Source organism: Delftia sp. DLF01, assembly GCF_014852125.1.
Classification (GTDB): domain Bacteria; phylum Pseudomonadota; class Gammaproteobacteria; order Burkholderiales; family Burkholderiaceae_C; genus Comamonas; species Comamonas acidovorans.
Genome location: NZ_JACVAZ010000003.1, coordinates 491,959 through 516,681 on the forward strand (window position 1 = coordinate 491,959; position 24,723 = coordinate 516,681).

A 24,723-nucleotide genomic window follows, 5' to 3' on the forward strand; every position below is an offset into this window, starting at 1 on the left:
GCACTTACAGCACTTCGAACACGCCGGCGGCACCCATGCCGCCGCCGATGCACATGGTCACGCAGACACGCTTGGCACCGCGGCGCTTGCCTTCGATCAGGGCATGGCCCGTCAGGCGCTGGCCCGATACGCCATAGGGATGGCCCAGGGCAATGGCGCCGCCGTTGACGTTGAGGCGATCGTTGGGGATGCCCAGCTTGTCGCGGCAGTACAGCACCTGCACGGCAAAGGCTTCATTGAGCTCCCACAGGTCGATGTCCTGCACCGTCAGGCCCAGCTTCTTGAGCACCTTGGGCACGGCGAAGACGGGGCCGATACCCATTTCGTCGGGCTCGCAGCCGGCCACGGCAAAGCCCAGGAAGCGGCCAAGAGGCTTGAGGTTGTTGCGCGAGGCATAGTCCTCGCTGACCACCACGCAGGCGCCTGCGCCATCGGAGAACTGGCTGGCATTGCCGGCCGAGATCACGCCGCCGGGCAGCGCGGGGCGGATGCCCGAGATGCCTTCCTTGGTCGTGCCCTCGCGCACGCCCTCGTCCTTGCTGCAGGTTACTTCCTTAGTGATCAGGCCGCGCACCTTGTCGGCCACGCCCATGGTCACGGTGATGGGCGCGATCTCGGCATCCAGCAGGCCGGCGGCCTGGGCCGCGCAGGCCTTTTGCTGGCTGGCGGCGCCGTATTCGTCCATGGCGTCACGGCCGATGCCATAGCGCTTGGCGACCTGTTCGGCGGTCTGCAGCATGCTCCAGTAGATCTCGGGCTTTTGCTTGGCCAGGGCCAGGTCCTGGATCATGTGCAGGTTCATTTCCTGCTGCACGCAGGAGATGGACTCCACGCCGCCGGCCACGTAGACATCGCCCTCGCCCGCGATGATGCGCTGCGATGCGGTGGCGATGGTCTGCAGGCCCGAGGAGCAGAAGCGGTTGATGGTCATGCCCGATGCGGTGATGGGCAGGCCGGCCTTGAGCGCGATCTGGCGCGCAATGTTCATGCCGGTGGCGCCTTCGGGGTTGGCGCAGCCCATGATCACGTCATCGACGGCGGCAGGGTCGACGCCTGCGCGCTGCACGGCGTGCTGCACGGCATGGCCGCCCAGCGTGGCGCCATGGGTCATGTTGAAGGAGCCCTTCCAGCTTTTGGCCAGGGGCGTGCGGGCGGTGGAAACGATCACGGCGGATGTCATGGATATTCCTTGTATGGCGGGTTTGCGGTGGTTCGCAAAAAGTTCGTGCGCCGCACGTCTCAGCTGAATTGCTTGCCTTCGGCCGCCAGCTTCGCCAGCAGCGGGGCAGGCTGCCAGAAATCGGCGTCGTCGTTGGGGTTCTTGGCGAAGCGGTTCATGGCCTGGACCACGTTGAACAGCCCGACCTCACCCGCGTAGTGCATGGGGCCGCCGCGCCAGATGGGGAAGCCATAGCCGGTCAGGTAGACCATGTCGATATCGCCCGACTTGCCGGCGATGCCGTCTTCCAGGATGTGGGCGCCTTCGTTGACCAGGGCGAAGACCAGGCGCTGGACGATTTCCTCATCGGAGATCTTGCGCGGGGTGATGCCCAGTTCCTTGCGGTGGGACTCGATCATCTGGTTGACCAGCTCGGACGGGATGGCGTCGCGCTTGCCCGCCTGGTAGTCGTACCAGCCCGCGCCGGTCTTCTGGCCGAAGCGGCCCAGCTCGCACAGCTTGTCGGCCGTGCGGCTGTACTTCATGTCGGCGCGCTCGACGGCGCGGCGCTTGCGGATGGCCCAGCCGATGTCGTTGCCGGCCAGGTCGCCCATGCGGAACGGGCCCATGGCGAAGCCGAACTTCTCGATGGCCTTGTCCACCTGGGCGGGCGTGGCGCCTTCGTCCAGCAGGAAGCCGGCCTGGCGCGAGTACTGCTCGATCATGCGGTTGCCGATGAAGCCATCGCACACGCCAGAGACCACGGCGGTCTTCTTGATCTTCTTGGCCAGCTTCATCACGGTGGCCAGCACGTCCTTGGCGGTGTGCTTGCCGCGCACCACTTCCAGCAGCTTCATCACGTTGGCGGGGCTGAAGAAGTGCATGCCCACCACGTCCTGCGGACGCTTGGTGAAGGCGGCGATCTTGTCCACGTCCAGCGTGGAGGTGTTGGAGGCCAGGATGGCGCCAGGCTTGGCAACCTCGTCCAGCTGCTTGAACACGGTTTCCTTGACGCCCAGCTCCTCGAACACCGCCTCGATGATGAGGTCGGCATTCTTGAGCGCGTCATACGACAGCGTGGTGCTCAGCAGCGCCATGCGCTGGTCGTACTTTTCCTGGGTGAGCTTGCCCTTCTTGACCTGGGCTTCGTAGTTCTTGCGGATGGTGGCCACGCCACGGTCCAGCGCTTCCTGCTTGGTCTCCAGAATGGTCACGGGAATGCCCGCGTTCAGGAAGTTCATGGAGATGCCGCCGCCCATGGTGCCGGCACCGATGACGCCCACGGTCTTGATGTCGCGCACAGCCGTGTCCGAGGGCACGTCGGCGATCTTGGAGGCCGCGCGCTCGGCCATGAACAGGTGGCGCAGCGCGCGCGACTCGGGCGACCACATCAGTTGCATGAAGGCATCGCGCTCCAGGGCCATGCCCTCGTCGAACTTCTTGCGCGCGGCGTTCTCCACCGTGTCCACGCAGCGGGCCGGGGCCGGGTAGTTCTTGGCCATGCCCTTGACCATGTTGCGCGCGAACTGGAAGTAGGCGTCGCCCTGGGGGTGCTTGCAGGGCAGGTCGCGCACGCGCGGCAGCGGACGCTTGTCGGCCACTTCCAGCGCAAAGGCCTTGGCCTCGTCCAGCAGGGACTCGGGCGAAGCGGCCATCTTGTCGAACAGCTTCTGGCCGGGGATGGAGGCCAGCAGCTCGCTCTTGACGGGTTCGCCGCTGACGATCATGTTCAGCGCGGTCTCCACGCCCAGCACGCGCGGCAGGCGCTGGGTGCCGCCTGCGCCGGGCAGCAGGCCCAGCTTGACTTCCGGCAGGGCCACCAGGGTGCCGGGAGCGGCCACGCGGTAGTTGCAGCCCAGCGCCAGCTCCAGCCCGCCGCCCATGCAGACGGTATGGATGGCGGCCACCACGGGCTTGCTGCCCTGGTCCAGCGAGTTGATCAGCGAGACCAGGTGCGGCTCGCGATACGCCTCTTCCTTGCCGAACTCGTTGATGTCAGCACCGCCCGAAAAAGCCTTGCCGGCGCCCGTGATGACGATGGCCTTGACGGCCGGGTCGGCGTACGCCTTGTCCAGCCCCTCGACGATGCCCCGCCGCGTGGATAGTCCCAGGCCGTTGACCGGCGGATTGTTCAAGGTGATGACGGCGATGGCACCGTCCACTTTGTATTCAGCAGTCATGCTGTTGTCCCCTATGCGATAGAAAAAGAACGATCGTGCGATTTTGATTGTAAAAAAAATGCGGGCCGGCGCCACTGCGGTTTGTCCCAAGCGGGACAAGCGCCGTGGCCCGGGCCGCCTGCCTGGCAGCATGCCCAGCCTTGTGCGGCATCAGACCTCCAGCCACTCCTTGCGCACCTTCTGATCGGCGCGCAGCCCGTCGGGCGTGCCGTCGAAGACGATGCGCCCATGCCCCATGACCAGGGCCCGGTCCGAGATGCTCATGGCAATGGTGAGCTTTTGCTCGATCAGCAGCACGGACACGCCGCGCTGCTTGATCTTTTGCAGGTACTCGCCCACCAGCTCGACGATCTTGGGAGCCAGGCCCTCGGTGGGCTCGTCGATGATGATCAGGTCCGGGTCGCCCATCAGCGTGCGGCACAGGGTCAGCATCTGCTGCTCGCCGCCCGACATCACGCCGGCCTCGGTGTGCTGACGCTCCTTCAGGCGCGGGAACATGGCGTACATGTCGTCGAAGCCCCAGCGGCTGTCCCGGCCCTTGCCCTTCTGTCCCAGCAGCAGGTTCTGGTGCACGGTGAGGTTGGGGAACACGTCGCGGCTCTCGGGCACATAGCCCACGCCCAGGTGGGCGATCTCGTAGGCCTTGCGGCCGGTCAGGCTCTGGCCCTTCCAGTCCAGCGAGCCCTCCCAGTGCACCAGGCCCATGATGGCCTTGGCCGTGGTGGAGCGGCCCGAGCCGTTGCGCCCCAGCAGCGCGACGATTTCGCCGGGCTGCACCGAGAAATCCACGCCATGCAGCACATGGCTTTTGCCGTAATAGGCATGCAGGTTGTTGATGTTCAGCATCCGCGCTTCCTCAATGTGCACCAGCTTGTTGATCGGCGACTGAAGATCCGAGATAGGCCTCCTGCACGCGCGGATTGGCACGCACGGCCTCGGGCGTGTCGTAGGCGATGACTTCGCCGTAGACCACGACGGCGATCTTGTCGGCCAGGCCGAAGACCACGCCCATGTCGTGCTCCACGGTCAGCAGGGTCTTGCCTTCGGTGACCTTCTTGATCAGCTGGATGAAGTGGGCCGTTTCGCTGTTGCTCATGCCGGCCGTGGGTTCGTCCAGCAGGATGACGCCGGCGCCGCCGCCGATGGTGATGCCGATCTCCAGCGCACGCTGCTCGGCATAGGTCAGGTTCACCGCCAGCGTGTCGCGCTTTCTGTGCAGGCCGATCATCTCCATCAGCTCATCGGCGCGGGCATTGGCGTCGCGCAGCTTCGACAGGAAGCGCCAGCAGCTGTAGCGGTAGCCCAGGCTCCACAGCACGCTGCAGCGCAGGTTCTCGAACACGCTGAGCTTGGGAAAGATGTTGGTGATCTGAAAGCTGCGCGACAGCCCCATGCGGTTGATTTCATAGGGCTTCTTGCCGTCGATGCGCTGGCCGTTGAGCAGCACCTGGCCGCTGGTGGGCTCGAAGCGGCCACTGATCAGGTTGAACAGCGTGCTCTTGCCCGCGCCGTTGGGGCCGATGATGGCCACGCGCTCGCCCGGCTTCACGGCCAGCTGGGCGCCACGGATGATCTCGGCCTTGCCGAAGCGCTTGTACAGGTCGCGCAGCTCCAGCGCATAGGTGGCCTCGCCAGCCACGGCGGCGGTGCCCGGACGTTCGATTGCAATGCTGGACATGGTTCAACCCTCCCCGCGCTTGATGGCTTCTTCGATTTCTTCCTGGATGCGCTCCCAGCGGCGCAGGCACCAGCGCCTGGCCACTTCCAGCAGGCCCAGGCCCACCACGAAGATGGCAACGGCCACGGTCCAGGTCGATGCCGAGCTGGTATCGAGCTGCACGCCCATGAACGAGACCTGGGGACCCAGGGCCGCATTGAGCTGCAGGTGGTAGATCATCTCGACGATGGCCGCGCCGCCCACGATCATGACCAGTGCGCTGGCCGCGATGGCCAGGTAGGGCTGGGCCAGCCGGCGCCACTTGCCGAAGCGCGCCACGCGCAGGTTCATCATGATCAGGCTGGCCACGCCGCCGGGTGCGTACATCACCATCAGCAGGAACACCAGGCCCAGGTACAGCAGCCAGGCCTTGGTCAGCTCCGACAACAGCACCGAGGCCAGCACCAGCAGCACGGCGCCGATGATGGGCCCGAAGAAGAAGGTGGCGCCGCCCAGGAAGGTGAACAGCAGGTACGAGCCCGAGCGCATCACGCTCACGCTGTCCATGGCCGTGATGATCTCGAAGTTGATGGCTGCAAGCCCCCCGCCCACGCCTGCAAAGAAGCCCGCGATGATGAAGGAGAAGTAGCGCACGCGCTGCGTGTTGTAGCCCACGAACTCCACGCGCTCGGGGTTGTCGCGCACGGCGTTGAGCATGCGGCCCAGCGGCGTGCCCGTGAAGGCGAACATGGCGGCCGTGCAGATGAAGCAGTAGGCGGCGATCAGGTAGTACACCTCCATGCCCGAGCCGAAGGTCAGCCCGAAGAAGGGCTTGCCATAGACGCGGTCGGTGGTGATGCCGCCCTCGCCCCCGAAGAACTCGGGGAACATCAGCGCCATGGACGCCACCAGCTCGCCGATGCCCATGGTGATCATGGCGAAGGTGGTGCCTGACTTCTTGGTGGTCACATAGCCCAGCAGGGCCGCGAAGAACATGCCGCCCAGGCCGCCGATGATGGGAATCAGCACCAGCGGAATGCCCCAGTCGCCGGAGCTGGCCCGGTTCATCGCATGGATGGCGATGAACGAACCCAACCCCGTGTAGACCGCATGGCCGAAGCTCAGCATGCCGCCCTGCCCCAGCAGGATGTTGTAGGACAGGCAGATGATGATGAGATAGCCGATCTGGCTGAGCATGGTCAGCGCCAGGCTGCTGGTGAACACCAGCGGCGCGACGATCAGCGCCAGGGCGAAGGCGCCCCAGATCAGGATGCGGCCGATGTTGAGCGGCTGGAAGCTGTAGTGGCGCCCTGCGCCCGCAGCCCCCGAAGCGCCCGGAACGCCTTTTGCGGCAGTGGATGTCATGGTCGTTTTGGTGATCGAGGACATGGTGTCAATCTCCCCGCGTGCCCAGGAGGCCCTTGGGCCGGAAGATGAGGATCAGCACCAGGAACAGGTAGGGCAGGATGGGCGCGACCTGGGAGATGGTGAGCTTGAGCAGCGGCCAGCCAAAGGTCTGCTCGCCGACCGGGCTGCCCAGCGAGGTCAGCAGGCTGGCCAGCGACCAGTCGATGGCCACGGCAAAGGTCTGCACGACGCCGATCAGCAGCGAGGCCACGAAGGCCCCCGCCAGCGAGCCCATGCCGCCGACCACCACCACCACGAAGATGATGGAGCCGACCGACATGGCCATGGCCGGCTCGGTCACATAGGTGTTGCCGCCGATGACGCCGGCCAGCCCCGCCAGCGCGCAGCCGCCGCCGAACACCATCATGAACACGCGCGGCACGTTGTGGCCCAGCGCCTCCACCATCTCGGGGTTCTTGAGCGCGGCCTGGATGACCAGGCCGATGCGCGTGCGCGTCAGCAGCAGCCAGACGGCCACCAGCATCAGCAGCGCCAGCAGCATCACGAAGGAGCGCGAGCGCGGGAACTGCGTGCCGTACAGCGTGAACAGCGGGCCCTGCAGCGCGGGCGGCAGGCCGTAGGGCACGGTGCCCCGGCCCCAGACCAGCTGCACCACCTCGAGGATGAGATAGGACAGGCCGAAGGTCACGAGCAGTTCGGGCACATGGCCGTACTTGTGCACGCGGCGCAGGCTGTAGCGCTCGAACATGGCGCCCAGCGCGCCCACCAGCAGGGGCGCGACGAACAGCGCGCCCCAGAAGCCGATGATGCCGCTGAGCGTGTAGCCGAAGTACGCGCCCAGCATGTAGAAGCTGGTGTGGGCGAAGTTGAGCACGCCCATCATGCTGAAGATCAGCGTCAGCCCCGAGCTGAGCATGAACAGCAGCAGTCCATAGCTCACGCCGTTGAGCAGCGATATGGTGAAGAACTCAAGCGTCATCGAAAGGCCTTGGTCTCGGTGCGTTGGGGACAGGGAACGGTGCGGGCCGCTCTCAGGACGGGCGCTTCATCTGGCAGGAGGTGGGCGTGCTGGCCACGTAGGGCTCGTAGTACTTCACCGGGGCGAAGGTGTAGCCCGTGTTCTCTGCGTCATACGGGTTCTTGCCGCCGGCCTTTTCCCAGCGCGTGATGTACAGGCCCTGCTGCAGCTGGTGGTCGCTCTTTCGCATCTCCACTTCGCCGTTGAAGCTCTTGAGCTTCATGCCCTCCAGCGCGGCCGCCACCTTCACGGGGTCGGTGCCGCCGGTCTTGACGAAGGCCGCATCCAGCAGCGCGAACACGTGGTAGATCGAGCTTTGCGTGAGGTCGTCGTTCATCTTCTTCTTGAACTCGGCCATCAGCGGCTGGATGGGGCCGCCCATGTTGTAGTGGCCATAGCCCACGGTGTAGACCTTGCCGTCGGACGCTGCGCCCATGGCCGTGGGCGAGCCCGAGCCGAAGGCGTAGTAGGTGTAGAACTTGACGTTGTTCAGGCCCGCGTCGTTGGCCGCCTTGAGCAGCAGCGACAGGTCCGATCCCCAGTTGCCCGTGATCACCGTGTCGGCGCCCGATTGCTTGATCTTGGCGATGTAGGGAGCGAAGTCGCGCACCTGGGCCAGGGGCGCGAAGTCGTCGCCCACCACCTGCACATCAGGCCGCTTGGCCTTGAGCATTTCCTTGGCGTACTTGGAGACCTGCTGGCCGTGCGAGTAGTTCTGGTTGATCAGGTAGACCTTCTTGACCTCGGGCACGTCCTTCATATAGGTCGTCAGCGCTTCCATCTTCATGGAGGTGTCCGCATCCAGGCGGAAGTGCCAGTAGCTGCACTTGCTGTTGGTCAGGTCCGGGTCCACGGCCGCATAGTTGAGGTAGACGACCTCCTTGCCCTTGTTGCGTGCGTTGTGCTTTTCCAGCGCATCCATGATGGCCAGGGCCGGGCCCGAGCCGTTGCCCTGCACCACGTAGCGTGCGCCCTGGTCCATGGCCGAGCGCAGCACGGCCGTGGTCTCCTGCGGGCTGAGCTTGTTGTCCAGCGGGATGATCTCGAACTTCACGCCCGAGGCATTTTTCCTGTTGAACTCCTCGGCCATCAGCTGGAAGGTCTTGAGCTGGTTCGTGCCCACGGCGGCCATCAGACCCGACAGAGGATCGATCCAGCCGATCTTCACCGTCTCGCCCTTTTGCGCCCAGGCGCCCGATGCACAGGCCAGCATGGCCGAGGCGGCCACCGAATGCACGATCCACTTCATTTTTCTGTCTCCTTTTTCCGGTTGATTCGGATATCTGTATTGGCGCCAGACTAACGCCTGAATGACAATTTCCCTCTGGGGAATGCCTTAGAAACTATCGCGCATGCGACTTGGCTGCGGCCCTGGACACATTGGCGACAGATCGCCATCGATCAGGCCAGAAAACCGTGTTTTGCCTGATTTCGGGCAAAAAAAGGGGCGCCTCGCGCCCCTTTGCGAAGTTCACTGGCCGGTCAGGCGATCAGGAAGGCCGTTTCATCTCGCATGAAGTCGGCGTGCTGGCCACATAGGGCTCGTAGTACTTCACGGGAACGAAGGTGTAGCCGGTGTTCTCCGAATCCATCGGGTACTTGCCGCCGGCCTTTTCCCAGCGTGCGATGAACAGGCCCTGCTGCAGCTGGTGATCGCTCTTGCGCATCTCCACTTCGCCGTTGAGGCTGTTGAACTTCATGCCCTCCATGGTGGCCGCCACCTTGGCCGGGTCCGTGGTCTTGGCGCGCAGGAAGGCCTGGTCCAGCATGGTCAGGCCCGAGTACAGCGAGCCCGTGTACATGTCGTCGTTGAACTTGGCCTTGTAGCCCTTGGTGATGCGGTCCAGCGGGCCGGGCAGGTTCATGTGGCCGTAGCCCACCATGTAGACCTTGTCGGCGGCGGCCGCGCCCATGGCCGTGGGCGCGCCGGTGGCGATGGCGTAGTAGGTGTAGAACTTGACGTTGTTCAGGCCCGCGTCGCTGGCGGCCTTGATCAGCAGCGCCAGGTCCGAGCCCCAGTTGCCCGTGATCACCGAGTCGGCACCCGACTGCTTGATCTTGGCGATGTAGGGTGCGAAGTCGCGCACCTGGGCCAGCGGCGAGAAGTCGTCGCCCACGATCTCCACATCGGGGCGCTTGCGCTTGAGCATCTCCTTGGCGTACTTGGAGACCTGCTGGCCGTGCGAGTAGTTCTGGTTGATCAGGTAGACCTTCTTGACCTCGGGCACGTCCTTCATGTACGTAGTCAAGGCCTCCATCTTCATGGAGGTGTCGGCATCCAGGCGGAAGTGCCAGTAGCTGCACTTGCTGTTGGTCAGGTCCGGATCCACGGCCGCGTAGTTGAGGTAGACGACTTCCTTGCCCTTGTTGCGCGCGTTGTGCTTTTCCAGCGCATCCATGATGGCCAGGGCCGGGCCCGAGCCGTTGCCCTGGAAGACGTAGCGCACGCCCTGGTCCATGGCCGAGCGCAGGGCCGCCGTGGTTTCCTGCGGGCTGAGCTTGTTGTCGATGCCGATGATTTCGAACTTCACGCCCGAGGCCGTGCCCTTGTTGAGCTCCTCGGCGATGTACTGCAGGCTCTTGAGCTGGTTGGACCCCAGCGCGGCCATGAGGCCGGACAGCGGGTCGATCCACGCAACCTTCACCGTCTCGCCCTTCTGGGCCATGGCGCCCGTGGCGCAAGCCAGGGCCAGGGATGCCGTCAATGCCTTGATCGCAAACTTCATGAAGCGTCTCCTCTTGTGGTGGTTTCTGGGCGAGGCCCAGGGTAATGGCCCCTGTGCCCTGCCCTGATCGGTGATTGCCCCTAGCGGCTATCGCCGACGAGACTCGGACCGGCCACCCCGGCCAGGACATGCCCCCGCATGCCCTGGCCCGGTGGCCGCCCGCAACGGCTCAAAGCCCCGGCAGCCGGTAGCCGGCCAGCTGCTCGCGCAGCCGGGTCTTGAGCATTTTTCCGGTGGCGCCCAGCGGAATGGCATCGACGAAGACCACGTCGTCAGGGATCTGCCACTTGGCGGTCTTGCCCTCGTAGAACTTGAGCAGTTCCTCGCGCGTGACCTCGGCGCCGGGCTTCTTCGCCACGGCGACGATGGGGCGCTCGTCCCACTTGGGATGCGGCATGCCGATGCAGGCGGCCATGGCCACGGCAGGATGGGCCATGGCGATGTTCTCGATGTCGATGGAGCTGATCCACTCGCCGCCGGACTTGATCACGTCCTTGCTGCGGTCGGTGATCTGCATGAAGCCGTCCGGGTCGATGGTGGCCACGTCGCCCGTGGGGAACCAGCCGCGGCCCTGCGCATCCTTGACCAGCGGGCTCTCGCCCTTGAAGTAGCTGTCCACGATCCAGGGGCCGCGCACCAGCAGATCGCCATAGCTCTTGCCGTCCCAGGGCTGGTCGGTGCCGTCGCTATCGACGATGCGCATGTCCACGCCGTAGATGGCGCGGCCCTGCTTTTGCAGGATCTTCATCTGCTCGTCCTTGGGCAGCTGCAGCTGCTTGTTCTTGAGCGTGCACAGCGTGCCCAGCGGGCTCATCTCGGTCATGCCCCAAGCATGCAGCACCTCCACGCCGAACTCGTCCTGGAAGGCCGTGATCATGGCCGGCGGGCAGGCGGAGCCGCCGATCACCGTGCGCTTGAGCGTGGAAAACCGCAGGCCGCCCGGCCTGATGTGGCCCAGCAGCATCTGCCAGACCGTGGGCACGCCGGCCGCGTAGGTGACGCCCTCGGCCTCGATCAGCTCGTACAGCGACTTGCCGTCCAGCGCCGGGCCGGGAAACACCAGCTTGCAGCCCGTGAGCGCGGCCGAGTAGGGAATGCCCCAGGCGTTGACGTGGAACATGGGCACGACGGGCAGCACAGAGTCGCGCGCCGATATGCACATCACATCGGGCAGCGCGGCCGCGTAGGCGTGCAGCGTGGTGGAGCGGTGGCTGTACAGCACGGCCTTCGGGTTGCCCGTGGTGCCGCTGGTGTAGCACATGCTGGAGGCCGTGTTCTCGTCGAATTCGGGCCACTGGTACTGGTCGGGCTGGCCGCCAATCCAGTCCTCGTAGCTGACCAGGCCCGGAATGCCGCTGTCGGCGGGCAGGCGGTCCGCATCGCACAGCGCCACCCACTGGCGCACCGTGGGGCACTTGGCATGCACGGCCTGGATGATGGGCAGGAAGGTCAGGTCAAAGCACATGACGCGGTCTTCCGCGTGGTTGATGATCCACGCCACCTGGTCGGGATGCAGGCGTGGATTGACCGTGTGCAGCACGCGGCCCGAGCCGCTGACGCCGAAGTACATTTCCATGTGGCGGTAGCCGTTCCAGGCCAGCGAGGCCACGCGGTCGCCGGGCTGCAGGCCCAGGCCGTCCAGCGTGTTCGCCAGCTGGCGCGAGCGCCGTGCCAGGTCGCGGTACGTATAGCGATGGATATCGCCCTCCACCCTGCGCGAGACGATCTCCGCATCGCCATGGTGGCGGTCGGCGAAGTCGATCAGCGACGAGATCAACAGTGGTTGGCTTTGCATCAGACCCAGCATCTATAGGCTCCTAAGGTGATTGAACTTCGTGAACGTCGTGAACTGCGGACCGCAGATTCGCGCAAGGCCAAGGCCCTGGTGCGCGATGCCACTGCCCGCATGGAGGGTGGCTCAGGCCGGCGCCCTGGGTCCGATCCCGGCAGGGACAGGCGCATCGTTTTTCCGGCATGGTTGACGCATTGTCTTGTCGCAACTCGGCAGCGTCTTCGCATGCTCGTATGGGATATACCCTAGGACGATGCTGGAGGCATGCGCCGCGTCATGCCACAGCGTGTTCGTGGACGGCGTCTTGTCGTTGCCGAAGATCCAGTATCCGGTCTGCGATGGCGAATCCACTGTCACGCGAATGCTTGAACCGGCGCGGAACACATGCGCGAATTTCTGGATCTCCACCCGCATCAACTGGGGCTGGCCGGCGACCAGTGGCACATCCTTGTCCCGTGTGTAGGCACCCCAGGGACGCAGCGCCGTGGATCGGCTCTCATCGAGCGCACGCTTGGACGCACGCAGCCAGCCGCGCTGCACGAACATCTCCTGCCCGTCCGGCCGCACCTCGGACACGGTGACCTGGATGTCGGTATTGGCGGCCGTGGCGCTGAGCCACAGGTCGGCCGAGCCTTCGCCATAGAAGCTCAGGTCCTGCGGCAGGGCCGCCGTGGTGAAGACCAGCTGGCCATCCTTTTCCGAAGCGGGCACGGCGGGCCAGCCTTCGGCCGCCGGGTTGTTCACCTGCGGACTCAGGGCCGGATAGCGGTAGCTGGACGAAGCCGTGCCTGAGGCGGGTGCGCTGTCGCCCAGCGCCTGGCCGGGCTGCATCCACAGGCGCAGGGGCTTGACCTGGACAGGCAGCCGGTCAAACCGTGCCTCGCCCGTGGGCATGAGCTTGGTGCCGCCATTGAGGGCCTTGGCGTCCGTGGTCTGCATCTCCTGCAGCAGGCGCACGCGCGGCTCCTTGTCGAAGCCGTTGTCCTCGCCCTTGACGAAGCGCGCCAGGAAGCGCTTCAAGGTCTGGTCGATATGGTCCGAGGTGATGTTCGTGTGGTGGTCGCCGTTGGAGCTGACCAGCCACATCCTGTCGGGCGCAATGGTGTCCTCGTAGTAACCCGAGCGCGGGCCGATCTGCTCGTCCTGCCAGGACTGCGTGCCCAGCGTGGGGATATTGATCTTGCCGCTTTGCAGCATGGCGCTGCGCTCCAGGTACAGGCCATCGGCATAGGGGTTGTCCAGCCACTTGATCAGGTCCAGCTCGGGCCGCTTGATCTTCTCGATGTTGTCGGCCACGGTCTTGGCGCATTCCGTGTCGCCACCGTTCTTCACCGCCAGGTCGGCGGCCGTGCGCCAGATGCGCGGGAAGCCGTTCCACCACTGCGCCGGAAAGCCGATGTTGGCAATGCCGCCCGGATAGCCCACGTCGCGGTAGGGATCGCCCACATTCTTGCTGGGCGTGATCGCCAGCAGCCCCTTGGGCCGGTGCGCCGCCACCCACAGCTGGTTGTAGCCCGAGTACGAGTAGCCGATCATGCCGATGCGGCCATTGGACCAGGCCTGCCGCCCGGCCCATTCGATGGCAAAGGCCCCGGCCGCACCTACGCTGGCGTCAAACACCTTGTCATCCCCCGTGGAGCAGCCCGTGCCCGGCACGTTCAGCCCCATGACCGCATAGCCTTCCTTGGTCCAGGGACTGCTGATGTTGGGGTACGAGCCCGAGATATAGCCGTCGTACTCGACCAGCAGCGGGAACGGGCCCTGCCCCTCGGGCAGCAGCAGCGAGTAGCGCATCCTGCTGCCGTCTGGCAGGGTGATGTAGCCCGATTGCTGGCCCGGCCCCATGGGCGCGGGCATGCCCGACGATCCCCCTCCGCAGGCGGCCAGGCCCACGGCGGCGGCCGCAATGGCCCCCGCCAGCGGCCAGCGCCAGGCATGTGTGAAAACGGTCTTGACTGTCATGGGTACTTGTCTCCTTCGTTGTTGTTGGCTATCTCTTGGGGCTTGCCGCGGCAAGCCCCTGCTCGCTCATCTACTCGCTCACCTGCCCGCTCAACGGCTCTCTCACTGCAGCCGGATACTGGTCGCGCCCGGCTCAGCGTCGAAGATCAGGCTGGACGGCCAGGGCTTCCATGTCTGGCCCAGGGCCGCGTTCTGCGGGTCGCCCGTCTGCATGAAGGCCTTGAGGCTGGCCATCATGGCGTTCGACAGCGCCAGCCGGCCCGGGGCATTCGCCGTGCTGTTGGTCACGCGGGAGAACACGGACGGCCCGAAGTTGCCGAAGAGAAAGGGCAGATCGAACGCATGGGCCGCACCGTAGACCGTGTTCCAGGGCGCGGGCTGGCGCGCCCAGTCGAAGCGGTAGCTCCAGACCTCGGCCTGCCGGGTGCGCAGCGTGTTGAGCAACTGGTCGCGGCTGGGGTCGGCGAACAGATGGGTCAGCTGCGCCATGCGGGCGTTGTAGCCGGTGACCGGCGTATCGACGGGCAGGTAGGCGGCATCGATGATGTCGGCCAGGCCCGGCGCGTTGGGCGACTGCGCATCGAAGGACTGCATCATGCGAAAGCGCGCCGCATCATCGATCCTGAAGCCCGGCTTGCCGCCCAGCGCAGCCAGCAGGGGCGCGAACAGCTTGCCCTCCTCGGCCGTGTAGCCGGCCATCACTGGCATGCGGTTGTATTGGCCCGCAGCCAGCGCGGCCATGGGATCGGTGGGCAGCAGCAGGCCGTCGGGAATCGGTCCCGCGCCCGTCAGGCCCTTGGCCACCAGGGTCTGCAGCAGCACGCGCGCATCCTTGCCGCGCAGGTAGGCCGCAATCTGCGCCGGTGTCCAGCCGGCAGCCACCGTGGCCGCAGCCGCCACATCGGCAGCCAGCCCATCGGCCACCATCAGATGGGCCAGCAACAGCGCGGACTGGGTGGCGTAGGCCGAAGCCGGCTTGAGCGTGGCCAGCACGCCGGCCGGCAGGTTGGATGGAAGCGACAGCCCGCCGCTGATGGGCACAAGCCTGTGGAACAGGCCGCGCGCCGATTCGGCCGCCAGCAGCGCCAGCACATTGGTGGCACCCGCCGACTGGCCCATGAGCGTGACATTGCCCGGATCGCCGCCAAAGCCCGCGATATTGCGTTGAACAAAGCGCAGCGCCTGCAGGTTGTCCAGCAGCGCGAAGTTGCCCGTGGCCGGCGCGCCGGCCTGCATCTGCGGCATGTGCATGTAGCCCAGGATGTCCAGCCGGTAGTTGGCCGTCACCACCACGGCATTGGCGGCGCGCGCCAGGGCCGCGCCGTCATACAGCGGATCGGCCGTATAGCCCGAGATGGCGCTGCCGCCGTGGATGAACACCAGCACCGGCAGCTTCTCGGCACCGCTGGCCGGGCGCCAGATATTGAGCGTCAGGCAGTCCTCGCTGCCCACGGGCTGGCCCAGGGTGGAGGCGATGGTGTCGTCGAAGCGGTTGTTGGCTCCCGGGCCGTACATGCGCCCGATCTGCAGGCAGGCATTGCCGAACTGGCGCGCCTCGCGCACGCCCTCCCAGGCCTTGGGCTCGGCCGGCGGCTGCCAGCGCAGCGCGCCCACGGGCGCCTGGGCAAAGGGCACGCCCTTCCAGTAATAGGTGCCCGTGGCGGCGCCATCGTCCACGCCGCGCAAGGGGCCGTAGGCCGTCTCGCGCAGTTCGGGACCTCCGCCGCCCGAGCCGCCGCAGGCCGCGAGCCACAAAGCCATTGAAGCCACGGCCAGGCGTATGCCGCCAGCCATCCACCGCTGTCCTGTGCGCATGCTTGTCTCCTGAATGGTTTTTGGGGTTTCCCGTATGGGCCGCGCCGGGCCCATGGGTCACACTGCGCAGTCGTTCGCCGCGCTGCAAAAATTCTAGGAACAGCGCGGCAAAACGCCGCTATCGCAACCACGCCAAAACAGTGACTTCAGAACGCAAACAGCGCCCCGAATGGCCCAGGAAAACCCGGTCATGACAACGCAGCGCAGCAGCTCCGCCGCCTGGGTGCGCGGCATCCTGGACATGATGGCCACCGAAGGGCTGGCCCCGCAAAGCCTGTGCGCCGCAGCCGATATCGACCTTGCCGCACTGCAGCATTCGCAGGCCCGTACCGATGTGGACCGCGTGAGCCGGCTCTGGGAGCTGGCCGTGGCCCAGTCCGCCAATCCCACGCTGGGGCTGGACCGGCAACTGGCCGCGCGCCACGGCAACATCGATCTGGTCGGCTACTCGCTGGCTTCGGGCCCGCACCTGCTGGCCGGCTTCCGCGACCTGGAACGCCACATGGCCGTGATCTCGGACGCAACGTCCTTCACGCTAGAGCGCGATGCGCGCGGCTACTGGTTGTCCATACATCACATCGGCGCCACACGGCCCGTGCCGCGCCAGCGCGTAGAGTTCGCCGTGCTCACGCTGCTGGTGCTGTGCAACTGGCTGACGCGGCGCGATGTCCGGCCGCTGGCCGTGGAATTCATGGCCGAGGCGCCCGCCCCCTCGCACGAGGCCGCCTACCGCGCGGCCTTCGGCCTGCTGCCGCGCTTCGGCGAGGACGCGAACCGCTTCCTGCTGTCCGAGGCCGACCTGCTCGCCCCCATTCCCACGCACAACCCCGAACTGCTGGCACTGCACGAAAAGCTGGTCGAAACCGAACTCGACCACCTGGGCCAGGCCGGCGTGGGCGCGCGCGTGCGCCACGAGATCGCGCGCCTGCTGCCCCAGGGCGAGCCGCGCCGCGAAGACGTGGCCAGCCTGCTGGGCCTGACCGACCGCACCTTGCAGCGCCGCCTGCAGGCCGAAGACACCAGCTACCAGCAACTGCTGGACGAAACCCGGCGCGAGCTGGCCCTGCAGTACCTGGGCGAGCCGCGCCGCAGCCTGGCCGAGGTGGCCGACCTGCTGGGCTTTGTGGACCAGAGCAACCTCTTTCGCGCCTGCCGCCGCTGGTTCGGCATGCCGCCGGGCCAGTACCGGCAGCAACTGCGTGCGTGAATGCATGGGGTGAATGCGCGCATGAACCTTGCGCCCCACGGGGCATAGGCGCTGGGGGACAATTCCCGCATGAACCTGCATGCTGCCGCCGAAGGCCAGGCTCCGGCGACCTCCCCACGCCCTCCCATCTCCTGGCAAGACGGCTTCGCCGCCCTGGGCCCGGACTTCTTCACCCATTTGCGCCCCACGCCGCTGCCCGAGCCGCACTGGATTGCCACCAGCACCGGCACCGCCGAGCTGCTGGGCCTGGACCCGCAGTGGCTGGCCTCCGATGAGGCCCTGCAGGCGCTCACCGGCAATGCCGTGCTGCCCGGCAGCCATCCGCTGGCCAGCGTCTACAGCGGCCACCAGTTCGGCGTCTGGGCCGGCCAGCTTGGCGACGGCCGTGCCATCTTGCTGGGTGAGACCGCCTCGGGCCACGAGATTCAGCTCAAGGGCGCGGGCCGCACTCCCTATTCGCGCATGGGCGACGGGCGCGCCGTGCTGCGTTCGTCCATCCGCGAGTTCCTGTGCAGCGAGGCCATGCACGCCCTGGGCATTCCCACCACGCGCGCGCTGAGCCTCACCGGATCGCCCGCCCCCATCCGCCGCGAAGAGATCGAGACCGCTGCCGTGGTGGCGCGCGTGGCGCCCAGCTTCATACGCTTCGGCCACTTCGAGCACTTTGCGGCGCGCGACCAGATAGCCCCTCTGCGCCAGCTGGCCGACTACGTGATCGACCGCCATTACCCCGAATGCCGCACGGCCGAGGCACTGGCCGGCAACGCCTACGCCAACTTCCTGCAGGCCGTGAGCGAGCGCACGGCGCGGCTGCTGGCGCACTGGCAGGCCGTGGGCTTTTGCCATGGCGTGATGAACACCGACAACATGAGCATCCTGGGCCTGACCATCGACTACGGTCCCTTCCAGTTCCTCGATGCCTTCAACCCCGGCCACATCTGCAACCACAGCGACACCCAGGGCCGCTACGCCTTCAACCGCCAGCCCCAGGTGGCCTACTGGAACCTGTACTGCCTGGGCCAGGCCCTGCTGCCGCTGATCGGCGAAGAGGAACTGACCATTGCAGCGCTGGAGTCGTACAAGCAGGTGTTTCCGCAGGCCTATGGCGCCCTCATGCTGCGCAAGCTGGGCCTGCCCGAAGATGCGCCAGGCACGCCGCCCGCCGAGGGGCGCTTTGCCGCCCTGGTGAACCCGCTGCTGCAGCTCATGGCCGACAACGCGGTGGACTACACCATCTTCTTCAGCCGCCTGACCGATGCGGTGGCTGCCGGTGCCAGTGCCAATGTCGGTACGGACCTCGACCTCGAGCCCGTGCGCGACCTGGTGCTGGACCGCGAGGCCTTCGACCGCTGGGCAGCCCTGTACGCACGGCACCTGGCAGGCACGGATGCCGCGGCGGCCGCCGCTTTGATGCAAGAATCGAATCCGCGCTTCGTGCTGCGCAACCACCTGGGCGAGATGGCCATCCGCGCCGCAAAGGCCGGTGACTTCGCTCCCGTGCGCCAATTGCTGGCCGTGCTGCAGACTCCGTTCGACCCCCACGCCGAGCATGCCGAATGGGCAGGCTTCCCGCCCGATTGGGCTTCCTCCATCGAGATCAGCTGTTCATCATGAGCTTTCCCATCCACAAGACCGAACAGGAATGGCAGGCCGAGCTGCAGGCCAAGGGCGCCGAACCTGCCGCCTTCCAGGTGACACGCCATGCAGCCACCGAGCGCCCGTTCACCGGCCGCTATGAGCAGTTCTGGGCCGATGGCAGCTACCACTGCATCTGCTGCGGCAGCAAGCTGTTCGACTCCGACACCAAGTTCGACGCCGGCTGCGGCTGGCCCAGCTTCGACCGCGCCATCCCGGGCGCAATCACCGAAATCGTGGACCGCAGCCACGGCATGGTGCGCACCGAAACCGTCTGCAGCCAGTGCGGCGCCCACCTGGGGCATGTGTTCCCCGATGGCCCGTCCGACACAGGGCTGCGCTACTGCATGAATTCCGCATCGTTGGAATTCGAGCCGCCCAAGGCCTAGGCTCCAGGCCCGCAAAAACCCCAGGCCACGCGGCCCTGCACCGATGCCGGGCCGCGCCGGCTGCGCCACAATGCGCCTGCCAAGCTCAGGCCCATGCCTGACTCCAAGCCCATCGAAACCTTCCAATGAAGTTACTGATCGACTTTTTCCCCATCATCCTGTTCTTCGTCGCCTTCAAGGTCTGGGGCATCTACACGGCAACGGCCGTGGCCATCGTCGCCACCATTGCCCAGATCGCCTATCTGCGCGTGCGCCACGGCAAGGTCGAGCCCATGCAATGGGTGAGCCTGGGCGTGATCGTGCTGTTCGGCGGCGCCACCTTGCTGGCCCACAACGACACCTTCATCAAGTGGAAGCCCACCGTGCTGTACTGGCTCATGGGCAGCGCCCTGTTGATAGGCCAGCTGGTGTTCCGCAAGAACCTGCTGCGCTCGGTCATGGGCGCACAGCTGCAACTGCCCGACAACGCATGGCGCACCCTGAACTGGAGCTGGGCGGCGTTCTTCGCGGTCATGGGCGCGCTCAACCTGGTCATCGCCTACCGCTTCGACACCGACACCTGGGTCAACTTCAAGCTGTTCGGCGGCATGGGGCTGATGCTGGTCTTCGTGATCGGCCAGGCCATCTACATGAGCCGCTTCATGCAGGAAGACAAGGGCGAGGCAGCAGCCGCCACGCCCGATGCCCTGCCCCCGCCTGGCGTGCAGCAGGACAAGCAGCCATGAGCGCGCCCGCCCATCCGCTGCCCATCACCGCCGAAGCCATGCAGGCCGTGCTGCGCGAGCGCCTCGCCCCCAATCACCTGGAAGTGATCGACGAGAGCCACCAGCACGCCGGCCATGTGGGCGCCAACGGCACCGGCTTCGGCACGCATTTCCGCGTGCGCATTGCGTCACCTTTGTTTCAAGGCAAGCCACGCGTGGCACGCCATCGCCTTGTGTATGATGCGCTGCAAGAATTCATTGACCAGGGCGCACACGCCATCGCCATCGAGGTTCTTTGAACTTTTACAGGCTCCGACGATTCGGAGCCTGTTGCGTATCCGCGCTATAGAATCAATTTTTCCTTCATATCTGGAATTCGCATGAAAAAACAGCTTCTGACCAGCCTGGTGACTGCCGCCGTGCTGAGCACCGCGGCCCTGTCCGCCTCGGCCCAGAACATCGCCGTCGTCAACGGCAAGGCTGTGCCCAAGGCACGCGCCGAAGCGCTCAAGCAACAGATCGAGCAAAGCGGCCGCCCCGTGACGCCCGAGCTGGAAGGGCAGATCAAGGAAGAAGTCATCGCCCGCGAGATCTTCATGCAGGAAGCCAACAAGCGCAGCCTGGCCAACAGCGAAGCCTACAAGCAGCAGATGGAACTGGCCCGCCAGACCATCCTGATCCGCGCGCTGTTCGAGGACTTCCAGAAGAAGAACCCCGTGACCGACGCCGAAGCCAAGGCCGAGTACGACAAGGCCGTCGCTGCCAACAGCGGCAAGGAATACAAGGCCAGCCACATCCTGGTCGAGTCGGAAGACCGCGCCAAGGCCATCATTGCCGAGATCAAGGCCGGCAAGAAGTTTGAAGACATCGCCAAGAAGGAGTCCAAGGACCCCGGATCCGGCGCCCGTGGCGGTGACCTCGATTGGGCCAACCCCGGCAACTACGTGCCCGAGTTCTCCGAAGCCCTGATCAAGCTCGAAAAGGGTGGCATGACCCAGGAGCCGGTCAAGACCCAGTTCGGCTACCACATCATCCGCCTGGACGACGCACGTCAGGCCGAACTGCCCAAGTTCGAGGAAGTCAAGCCCCAGATCGTACAGCAGCTGCAACAGCAAAAGCTGGCGCAATTCCAGGAATCGCTGCGCGAAAAGGCCAAGATCCAGTAAGATGCGTACGAGTCGGCGGTTTTTGCCGCCGGCCTGACCATCACCAGCCCGCCTTGTGCGGGCTCTTTTTTTGTCCGACGACCCTATCAAACACAAAAGCTGCCCTCCGGGGGCAGCTTGCACGCATTGTTACCTGAGGCCGGCACGCTGAGCGTCGGGCCCCAGGCAATCCGGCACTTCAGAACTGATAGGTTGCCGTTACCCTGGCCGTGCGGCCTTCGCCGTATTCAACGGCCGAGGAGCGCGACTGCTCGCCCAGGCGCTGGCGCACGCCGGCCACATAGGCCTTGTTGCCGATGTTTTCGAGATTGAGCCTGAGCTTCCATTGCCGGTTGAGTTCATAGCCGACCATGGCGCTGTGCACCCAATAGGCAGAGAGCTTCCCATCGCCTGCCGAGGTGACATTGCGCGTGCCCACGAAGCGCACCCCATAGCCCACCGTCCAGCCTTGGGGCAATGCATAGGTGGTCCACAGGTTCAGCGAATGGCGCGGCGTATTGCCCAGCGCCTGGCCCACACGCGCAGGCTCGTTCAATGACTTGAGGGTCTTGCTGGCCATGAAGGTGTAGTTGGCGAAGACATCCCATTGCGGCGTCACCTTGCCTGCGGCACCGAGCTCCAGCCCGCGCACGCGCTGCTCTCCGGCCAGCAGATAGCTGCCATCGGCCATCTGCTCTCGGGCATTGGTCTTGTCCACCTGGAACAGGGCGCCGGTCAGCGCCAGCTGGCGGTCCAGCACATCCCACTTGGTTCCCAGTTCCAGGCTGGTGTTCTTCTCGGGTGCCAGCGAGGCCGTAGCCGCATCCAGGCCCGAGCCCGTGGAGACCAGGAATTCGGCGGAAGGGTTGAAGGCCGTGCCATAGGCCAGGTAGATGCGGCCATTGTCGGCGGGCTTGAAGCTCAGGGCCGTGCGGCCGCTGAGCCGGCCGTCGGAGCTGTCCACCGCGGTGCGCACGCCAGCGGCCGTTGTGGCGTTGGAGCGCCCGTCGATCCAGTCATAGCGCAGGCCCAGGTTCAGATCCCAGCGCGGACCCAGCGCAATGGAGTCGGTGGCATACAGCGCGCGGGTGTCCAGGCTGGTTTCGTTCCTTCCGCTGTTTTGCAAGTCCGTCGTGCCCGTCCAGTATCCGGGCGGACGGGCCAGCGGATAGCCGCCGGCCGGGAACTGCCGGTTGATGTTGTAGGAAGAGGTGGTGCGGTCATAGGTCTCGCGCGCGATCTCGAAGCCCGTGATCAGCGTATGCCCCAGCACGCCTGTGTCGAAGCGCTGGGTCAGGTTGGTCTGGTTGATCCACAGGGTGGTGGCCGCATCGCGGCCATAGGCCTGGGGCCCTGCGGGCCGGTAGTAGCCAGGCTGCATGCCCCGGAGATCGACATGCGAGGCAGAGATCACGGTATCGCGGCTCAGCCGCGAGTAGCGCGAGAGGTTCTGCAGCTTGGCGCCCGAGGCGAAGTCATGCTCGATCTTCGCGGTCAGGGCATCCTGGCTGATCTTTTCGCGGTCAAGGTTGCGCCAGCCGAAGTAGGCATTGCGCGAGACGCCATCGAGCATCTTGCCGCGAAAGGCCGGCACGCCAAAGTCGGGAAGATTGTCATCGTTCTGGTGGAAGAAGCTGAGAGTCACGCGCGTGGGCGAATTCAATCCCAGAGCCAGCGAGGGCGCCACACCCCAGCGCCGCTTGAAGATGGTGTCGCGCCCGGCCACGTCGCTGTCATGGCCCATGAGGTTCAGGCGCATGGCGGCCTTGCCGCCAGCCAGCACCCGGTTGGTGTCGAGCGTGAGGCGCCGGTAGCTGGCCGTGCCCAGGCCTGCGTCGGCCTCGGTGAAGTCATGGGCCTTGGGCTGCTTGCTGATCATGTTGATGCTGCCGCCCGAGGTGCCTGCCCCGCCAAAGACCGAGTTCGGGCCCTTGATGACTTCGACAGACTCCGTGTTGAAGAGGTCGCTGCGGTTGTTCTGCCCACTGTCGCGCAGCCCGTCGATCTGCAGGTTGGCGTTGGCGCTGAAGCCGCGGATGTTGATGCTGTCGCCCGAGCCTGCACCGCCCTCGCCCGCATTGAAGGTGATGCCCGACACATTGGACAGCGCCTGCTGCAGGCTCAGGGCGTTCTGTTCCTGGAGCACCTGCCCCGGTACCACCGTAATGGTCTGGGGCACATCCAGCAGCGGCTTGGCGTACTTGACCGAGTCGGATGCCTCGGTGCGCGAGCCGGTGGTGCGCGGTCCCGAAACGGTGACCGGCGCCAGCTGGACCTGGCGATCCTCAGGGGGCACATCCTGCGCGTATGCGGGTGTGACCAGCGCCGCAGCGAAGACCGAATAAAGGCATGACTGGGGGCCGGAGACGAAAGGTCGGGAACGGCAATCTGAAGTGCGCATGGCAAGGGCCTTTGTTGAAAATGGAAATCATTTGCAACAAGACCTTTCCCAAGCAATCAGATCCGTCTGATTCTGGTGTTCAGACCTCGATTTCAGGCGTTTTCGCTTGCGTCGATCAGCGCGCTCCCGCCTCCTGCAGCAGCCGCTCCACCTCATGCTGGCTGCGCTGGCGGGCGTGGGCCAGGGCCGTGACGCCGTCCTTGTCGGGCAGGCTGAGGTCCGCCTTCGCCGTGATCAGCTGGCGCACGATGTCCTGGTAGCGCGGGCCACCATCGCCCAGCAAAACGGCTTCGAGCAGGCAGGTCCAGCCCAGCCGGTTCACATGGTCGGCCCGCACCCCGGCAGCCAGCAAGGCCTGCACGGTATCGACGTGGCCGCGCTCGCAGGCGGGGATCAGCGCCGTGCCGCCATAGCGGTTGACGCTTTGCAGGTCGGCACCATAGGACAGTGTCATGCGCAGGATTTCCAGCCGGCCCAGGGCACCGGCCAGCAGATAGGCGCTGTCCTGCAGGTCGTTCTTGAGATTGGGATTGGCCCCGTGGACCAGCAAGGAGCGCGCGACCTCGACATGGTTGCCGCGCACGGCCAGCAGCAGCGGCGTGTTGCCCTGCGGATCACGCACATCCACCGGCGCGCCGCGCTTGAGCCAGTCGCGCACCTGCAGCGCTTCGCCCGCCTGTGCGGCCGCCAGCAGCGCGGGGCCGAATTCGGGGCGGTTCACCACACCCTCCTGCGCCTTGGCCGCGTCGCGGCCCTCGGCGGCTGCGGCAACGGCCTGGGCCTCCTGCGCCTGGACATCCGCCAGTCCCGCCGCAAGGCAGGCCGTCAGAATCGCCGCGTGCCGGCCCTGCGCGCCGGATCGGGAAACAGCATGGTGCATACAAGCCCTCCTGGAAAACACTGTGGTGCGGCAAGCGTACGGCAAGCCCGGGCGATTGCACGCGAACCCGGGGTGCCGCCCGTCAGTTTCATTCAGGAACTATAGCGGCATCGCCTGATCCCACGCGCTTTCCCTGGGCTCGGCCCGCGCTGGAAAGTCTCCGCGCGCCAGCCGACCTCGAACGAAAGGAGACCCGTTCCCGTGCCTTGCAATCAACGCCGTGCCGCCCGCTGGCTGGCCGCAGCCGCCACCGCCCTCGCCGTCCTCACCACCACCCTGGCTCCGGCCGTCGCCCATGCGCGCGAGTTCGTCAGCGTCAAGGGCACCAGCGTCAATGTGCGGCAGCAGCCCACCACGCGCTCGGCCACGCTGTGGGAACTGGGCAAGGGCTATCCGCTGCAGGTGGTGCAGCGCAAGGGCCAGTGGCTGCGCGTCAGGGACAACGAGAGCACGCTGGGCTGGGTGCATGCGCCGCTGACCGGCAAGACCCCGCACATGGTGGTGACCGGGCGCACCGCCAACCTGCGCGCCGGCCCGGGCCAGAACCATCGCGTGGTGGGCAAGCTGGCTGAAATGGAAGTGGTGCGCACACTCAGGAAACAGGGCTCCTGGGCCCAGGTCCAGCGCGACAACGGCCAAAAGGGCTGGGTGGCGCGCAGCCTGACCTGGGGCTGGTGACCTGGGC

Annotated in this window: 20 protein-coding genes; 7 read left to right on the forward strand and 13 right to left on the reverse strand. The window is 65.9% G+C overall.

Annotated elements, in window-relative coordinates:
* Positions 1–4: 4 nt before the first annotated feature.
* From IB269_RS17475 to IB269_RS17525, 11 genes are all read right to left on the reverse strand, one after another.
* Complete coding sequence (locus IB269_RS17475; RefSeq protein WP_013802768.1) at positions 5–1,180, reverse strand: acetyl-CoA C-acyltransferase; 1,176 nt, start codon at positions 1,178–1,180, stop codon at positions 5–7.
* A gap of 59 nt (positions 1,181–1,239) precedes the next feature.
* Entirely contained in the window at positions 1,240–3,339 is a 2,100-nt protein-coding gene (locus IB269_RS17480) for a 3-hydroxyacyl-CoA dehydrogenase NAD-binding domain-containing protein (RefSeq protein WP_043822732.1), read from the reverse strand.
* Positions 3,340–3,489: 150 nt separating this feature from the next.
* A complete protein-coding gene (locus IB269_RS17485) occupies positions 3,490–4,185 on the reverse strand; it encodes an ABC transporter ATP-binding protein (RefSeq protein ID WP_012205150.1) in 696 nt (231 codons plus the stop codon).
* A gap of 10 nt (positions 4,186–4,195) precedes the next feature.
* Positions 4,196–5,017, reverse strand: coding sequence for an ABC transporter ATP-binding protein (locus IB269_RS17490; RefSeq protein ID WP_071955440.1), 822 nt, complete (start codon positions 5,015–5,017; stop codon positions 4,196–4,198).
* A 3-nt stretch (positions 5,018–5,020) separates the two neighbouring features.
* A complete protein-coding gene (locus IB269_RS17495) occupies positions 5,021–6,385 on the reverse strand; it encodes a branched-chain amino acid ABC transporter permease (protein WP_013802771.1) in 1,365 nt (454 codons plus the stop codon).
* Positions 6,386–6,389: 4 nt separating this feature from the next.
* Complete coding sequence (locus IB269_RS17500) at positions 6,390–7,343, reverse strand: branched-chain amino acid ABC transporter permease (protein ID WP_013802772.1); 954 nt, start codon at positions 7,341–7,343, stop codon at positions 6,390–6,392.
* 52 nt (positions 7,344–7,395) lie between these two features.
* Complete coding sequence (locus IB269_RS17505) at positions 7,396–8,631, reverse strand: branched-chain amino acid ABC transporter substrate-binding protein (RefSeq protein WP_065346707.1); 1,236 nt, start codon at positions 8,629–8,631, stop codon at positions 7,396–7,398.
* A gap of 241 nt (positions 8,632–8,872) precedes the next feature.
* Entirely contained in the window at positions 8,873–10,108 is a 1,236-nt protein-coding gene (locus IB269_RS17510; RefSeq protein WP_013802774.1) for a branched-chain amino acid ABC transporter substrate-binding protein, read from the reverse strand.
* 169 nt (positions 10,109–10,277) lie between these two features.
* Positions 10,278–11,915: a 3-(methylthio)propionyl-CoA ligase gene (locus IB269_RS17515; RefSeq protein WP_043822739.1), complete on the reverse strand. Its 1,638-nt coding sequence runs from the start codon at positions 11,913–11,915 to the stop codon at positions 10,278–10,280.
* Positions 11,916–12,026: 111 nt separating this feature from the next.
* Entirely contained in the window at positions 12,027–13,862 is a 1,836-nt protein-coding gene (locus tag IB269_RS17520; RefSeq protein WP_192367820.1) for a CocE/NonD family hydrolase, read from the reverse strand.
* Positions 13,863–13,964: 102 nt separating this feature from the next.
* On the reverse strand, positions 13,965–15,677 hold the full coding sequence (locus IB269_RS17525; protein WP_192367821.1) for a carboxylesterase/lipase family protein: 1,713 nt from the start codon (positions 15,675–15,677) through the stop codon (positions 13,965–13,967).
* Positions 15,678–15,867: 190 nt separating this feature from the next.
* On the opposite strand from IB269_RS17525, the gene IB269_RS17530 reads away from it, so the two are divergent.
* From IB269_RS17530 to IB269_RS17555, 6 genes are all read left to right on the forward strand, one after another.
* Positions 15,868–16,884 (forward strand): AraC family transcriptional regulator, encoded by a 1,017-nt coding sequence (locus IB269_RS17530; RefSeq protein ID WP_012205141.1) that lies wholly within the window; start codon positions 15,868–15,870, stop codon positions 16,882–16,884.
* 69 nt (positions 16,885–16,953) lie between these two features.
* Positions 16,954–18,498: a protein adenylyltransferase SelO gene (locus IB269_RS17535; RefSeq protein ID WP_192367822.1), complete on the forward strand. Its 1,545-nt coding sequence runs from the start codon at positions 16,954–16,956 to the stop codon at positions 18,496–18,498.
* The gene (gene msrB, locus IB269_RS17540) at positions 18,495–18,908 is read left to right on the forward strand and encodes a peptide-methionine (R)-S-oxide reductase MsrB (RefSeq protein ID WP_012205139.1); all 414 of its coding nucleotides are present in this window, start codon (positions 18,495–18,497) and stop codon (positions 18,906–18,908) included. Before IB269_RS17535 ends, msrB begins: the two co-directional genes overlap by 4 nt.
* 125 nt (positions 18,909–19,033) lie before the next feature.
* Positions 19,034–19,633 carry a septation protein A gene (locus IB269_RS17545; RefSeq protein WP_013802779.1) on the forward strand — a complete coding sequence of 200 codons (600 nt, stop codon included), beginning with the start codon at positions 19,034–19,036 and terminating at the stop codon, positions 19,631–19,633.
* Complete coding sequence (locus IB269_RS17550; protein WP_192367823.1) at positions 19,630–19,911, forward strand: BolA family protein; 282 nt, start codon at positions 19,630–19,632, stop codon at positions 19,909–19,911. Before IB269_RS17545 ends, IB269_RS17550 begins: the two co-directional genes overlap by 4 nt.
* An 81-nt stretch (positions 19,912–19,992) precedes the next feature.
* The gene (locus IB269_RS17555; RefSeq protein WP_012205136.1) at positions 19,993–20,778 is read left to right on the forward strand and encodes a peptidylprolyl isomerase; all 786 of its coding nucleotides are present in this window, start codon (positions 19,993–19,995) and stop codon (positions 20,776–20,778) included.
* Between the two features lie 178 nt (positions 20,779–20,956).
* On the opposite strand, the gene IB269_RS17560 is transcribed toward IB269_RS17555, so the two are convergent.
* Entirely contained in the window at positions 20,957–23,158 is a 2,202-nt protein-coding gene (locus IB269_RS17560; RefSeq protein ID WP_192367824.1) for a TonB-dependent receptor, read from the reverse strand.
* Between the two features lie 115 nt (positions 23,159–23,273).
* Positions 23,274–24,038 (reverse strand): ankyrin repeat domain-containing protein, encoded by a 765-nt coding sequence (locus tag IB269_RS17565; RefSeq protein WP_012205134.1) that lies wholly within the window; start codon positions 24,036–24,038, stop codon positions 23,274–23,276.
* 201 nt (positions 24,039–24,239) lie between these two features.
* On the opposite strand from IB269_RS17565, the gene IB269_RS17570 reads away from it, so the two are divergent.
* A complete protein-coding gene (locus IB269_RS17570; protein ID WP_012205133.1) occupies positions 24,240–24,716 on the forward strand; it encodes an SH3 domain-containing protein in 477 nt (158 codons plus the stop codon).
* Positions 24,717–24,723 lie beyond the last annotated feature (7 nt).

Coding starts and splice junctions, on each gene's coding strand:
- IB269_RS17475 (WP_013802768.1), bottom strand. CDS start 1,180: ATGACATCCGCCGTGATCGTTTCCACCGCCCGCACGCCCCTGGCCAAA.
- IB269_RS17480 (WP_043822732.1), bottom strand. CDS start 3,339: ATGACTGCTGAATACAAAGTGGACGGTGCCATCGCCGTCATCACCTTG.
- IB269_RS17485 (WP_012205150.1), bottom strand. CDS start 4,185: ATGCTGAACATCAACAACCTGCATGCCTATTACGGCAAAAGCCATGTG.
- IB269_RS17490 (WP_071955440.1), bottom strand. CDS start 5,017: ATGTCCAGCATTGCAATCGAACGTCCGGGCACCGCCGCCGTGGCTGGC.
- IB269_RS17495 (WP_013802771.1), bottom strand. CDS start 6,385: ATGTCCTCGATCACCAAAACGACCATGACATCCACTGCCGCAAAAGGC.
- IB269_RS17500 (WP_013802772.1), bottom strand. CDS start 7,343: ATGACGCTTGAGTTCTTCACCATATCGCTGCTCAACGGCGTGAGCTAT.
- IB269_RS17505 (WP_065346707.1), bottom strand. CDS start 8,631: ATGAAGTGGATCGTGCATTCGGTGGCCGCCTCGGCCATGCTGGCCTGT.
- IB269_RS17510 (WP_013802774.1), bottom strand. CDS start 10,108: ATGAAGTTTGCGATCAAGGCATTGACGGCATCCCTGGCCCTGGCTTGC.
- IB269_RS17515 (WP_043822739.1), bottom strand. CDS start 11,915: ATGCTGGGTCTGATGCAAAGCCAACCACTGTTGATCTCGTCGCTGATC.
- IB269_RS17520 (WP_192367820.1), bottom strand. CDS start 13,862: ATGACAGTCAAGACCGTTTTCACACATGCCTGGCGCTGGCCGCTGGCG.
- IB269_RS17525 (WP_192367821.1), bottom strand. CDS start 15,677: ATGCGCACAGGACAGCGGTGGATGGCTGGCGGCATACGCCTGGCCGTG.
- IB269_RS17530 (WP_012205141.1), top strand. CDS start 15,868: ATGACAACGCAGCGCAGCAGCTCCGCCGCCTGGGTGCGCGGCATCCTG.
- IB269_RS17535 (WP_192367822.1), top strand. CDS start 16,954: ATGAACCTGCATGCTGCCGCCGAAGGCCAGGCTCCGGCGACCTCCCCA.
- msrB (WP_012205139.1), top strand. CDS start 18,495: ATGAGCTTTCCCATCCACAAGACCGAACAGGAATGGCAGGCCGAGCTG.
- IB269_RS17545 (WP_013802779.1), top strand. CDS start 19,034: ATGAAGTTACTGATCGACTTTTTCCCCATCATCCTGTTCTTCGTCGCC.
- IB269_RS17550 (WP_192367823.1), top strand. CDS start 19,630: ATGAGCGCGCCCGCCCATCCGCTGCCCATCACCGCCGAAGCCATGCAG.
- IB269_RS17555 (WP_012205136.1), top strand. CDS start 19,993: ATGAAAAAACAGCTTCTGACCAGCCTGGTGACTGCCGCCGTGCTGAGC.
- IB269_RS17560 (WP_192367824.1), bottom strand. CDS start 23,158: ATGCGCACTTCAGATTGCCGTTCCCGACCTTTCGTCTCCGGCCCCCAG.
- IB269_RS17565 (WP_012205134.1), bottom strand. CDS start 24,038: ATGCACCATGCTGTTTCCCGATCCGGCGCGCAGGGCCGGCACGCGGCG.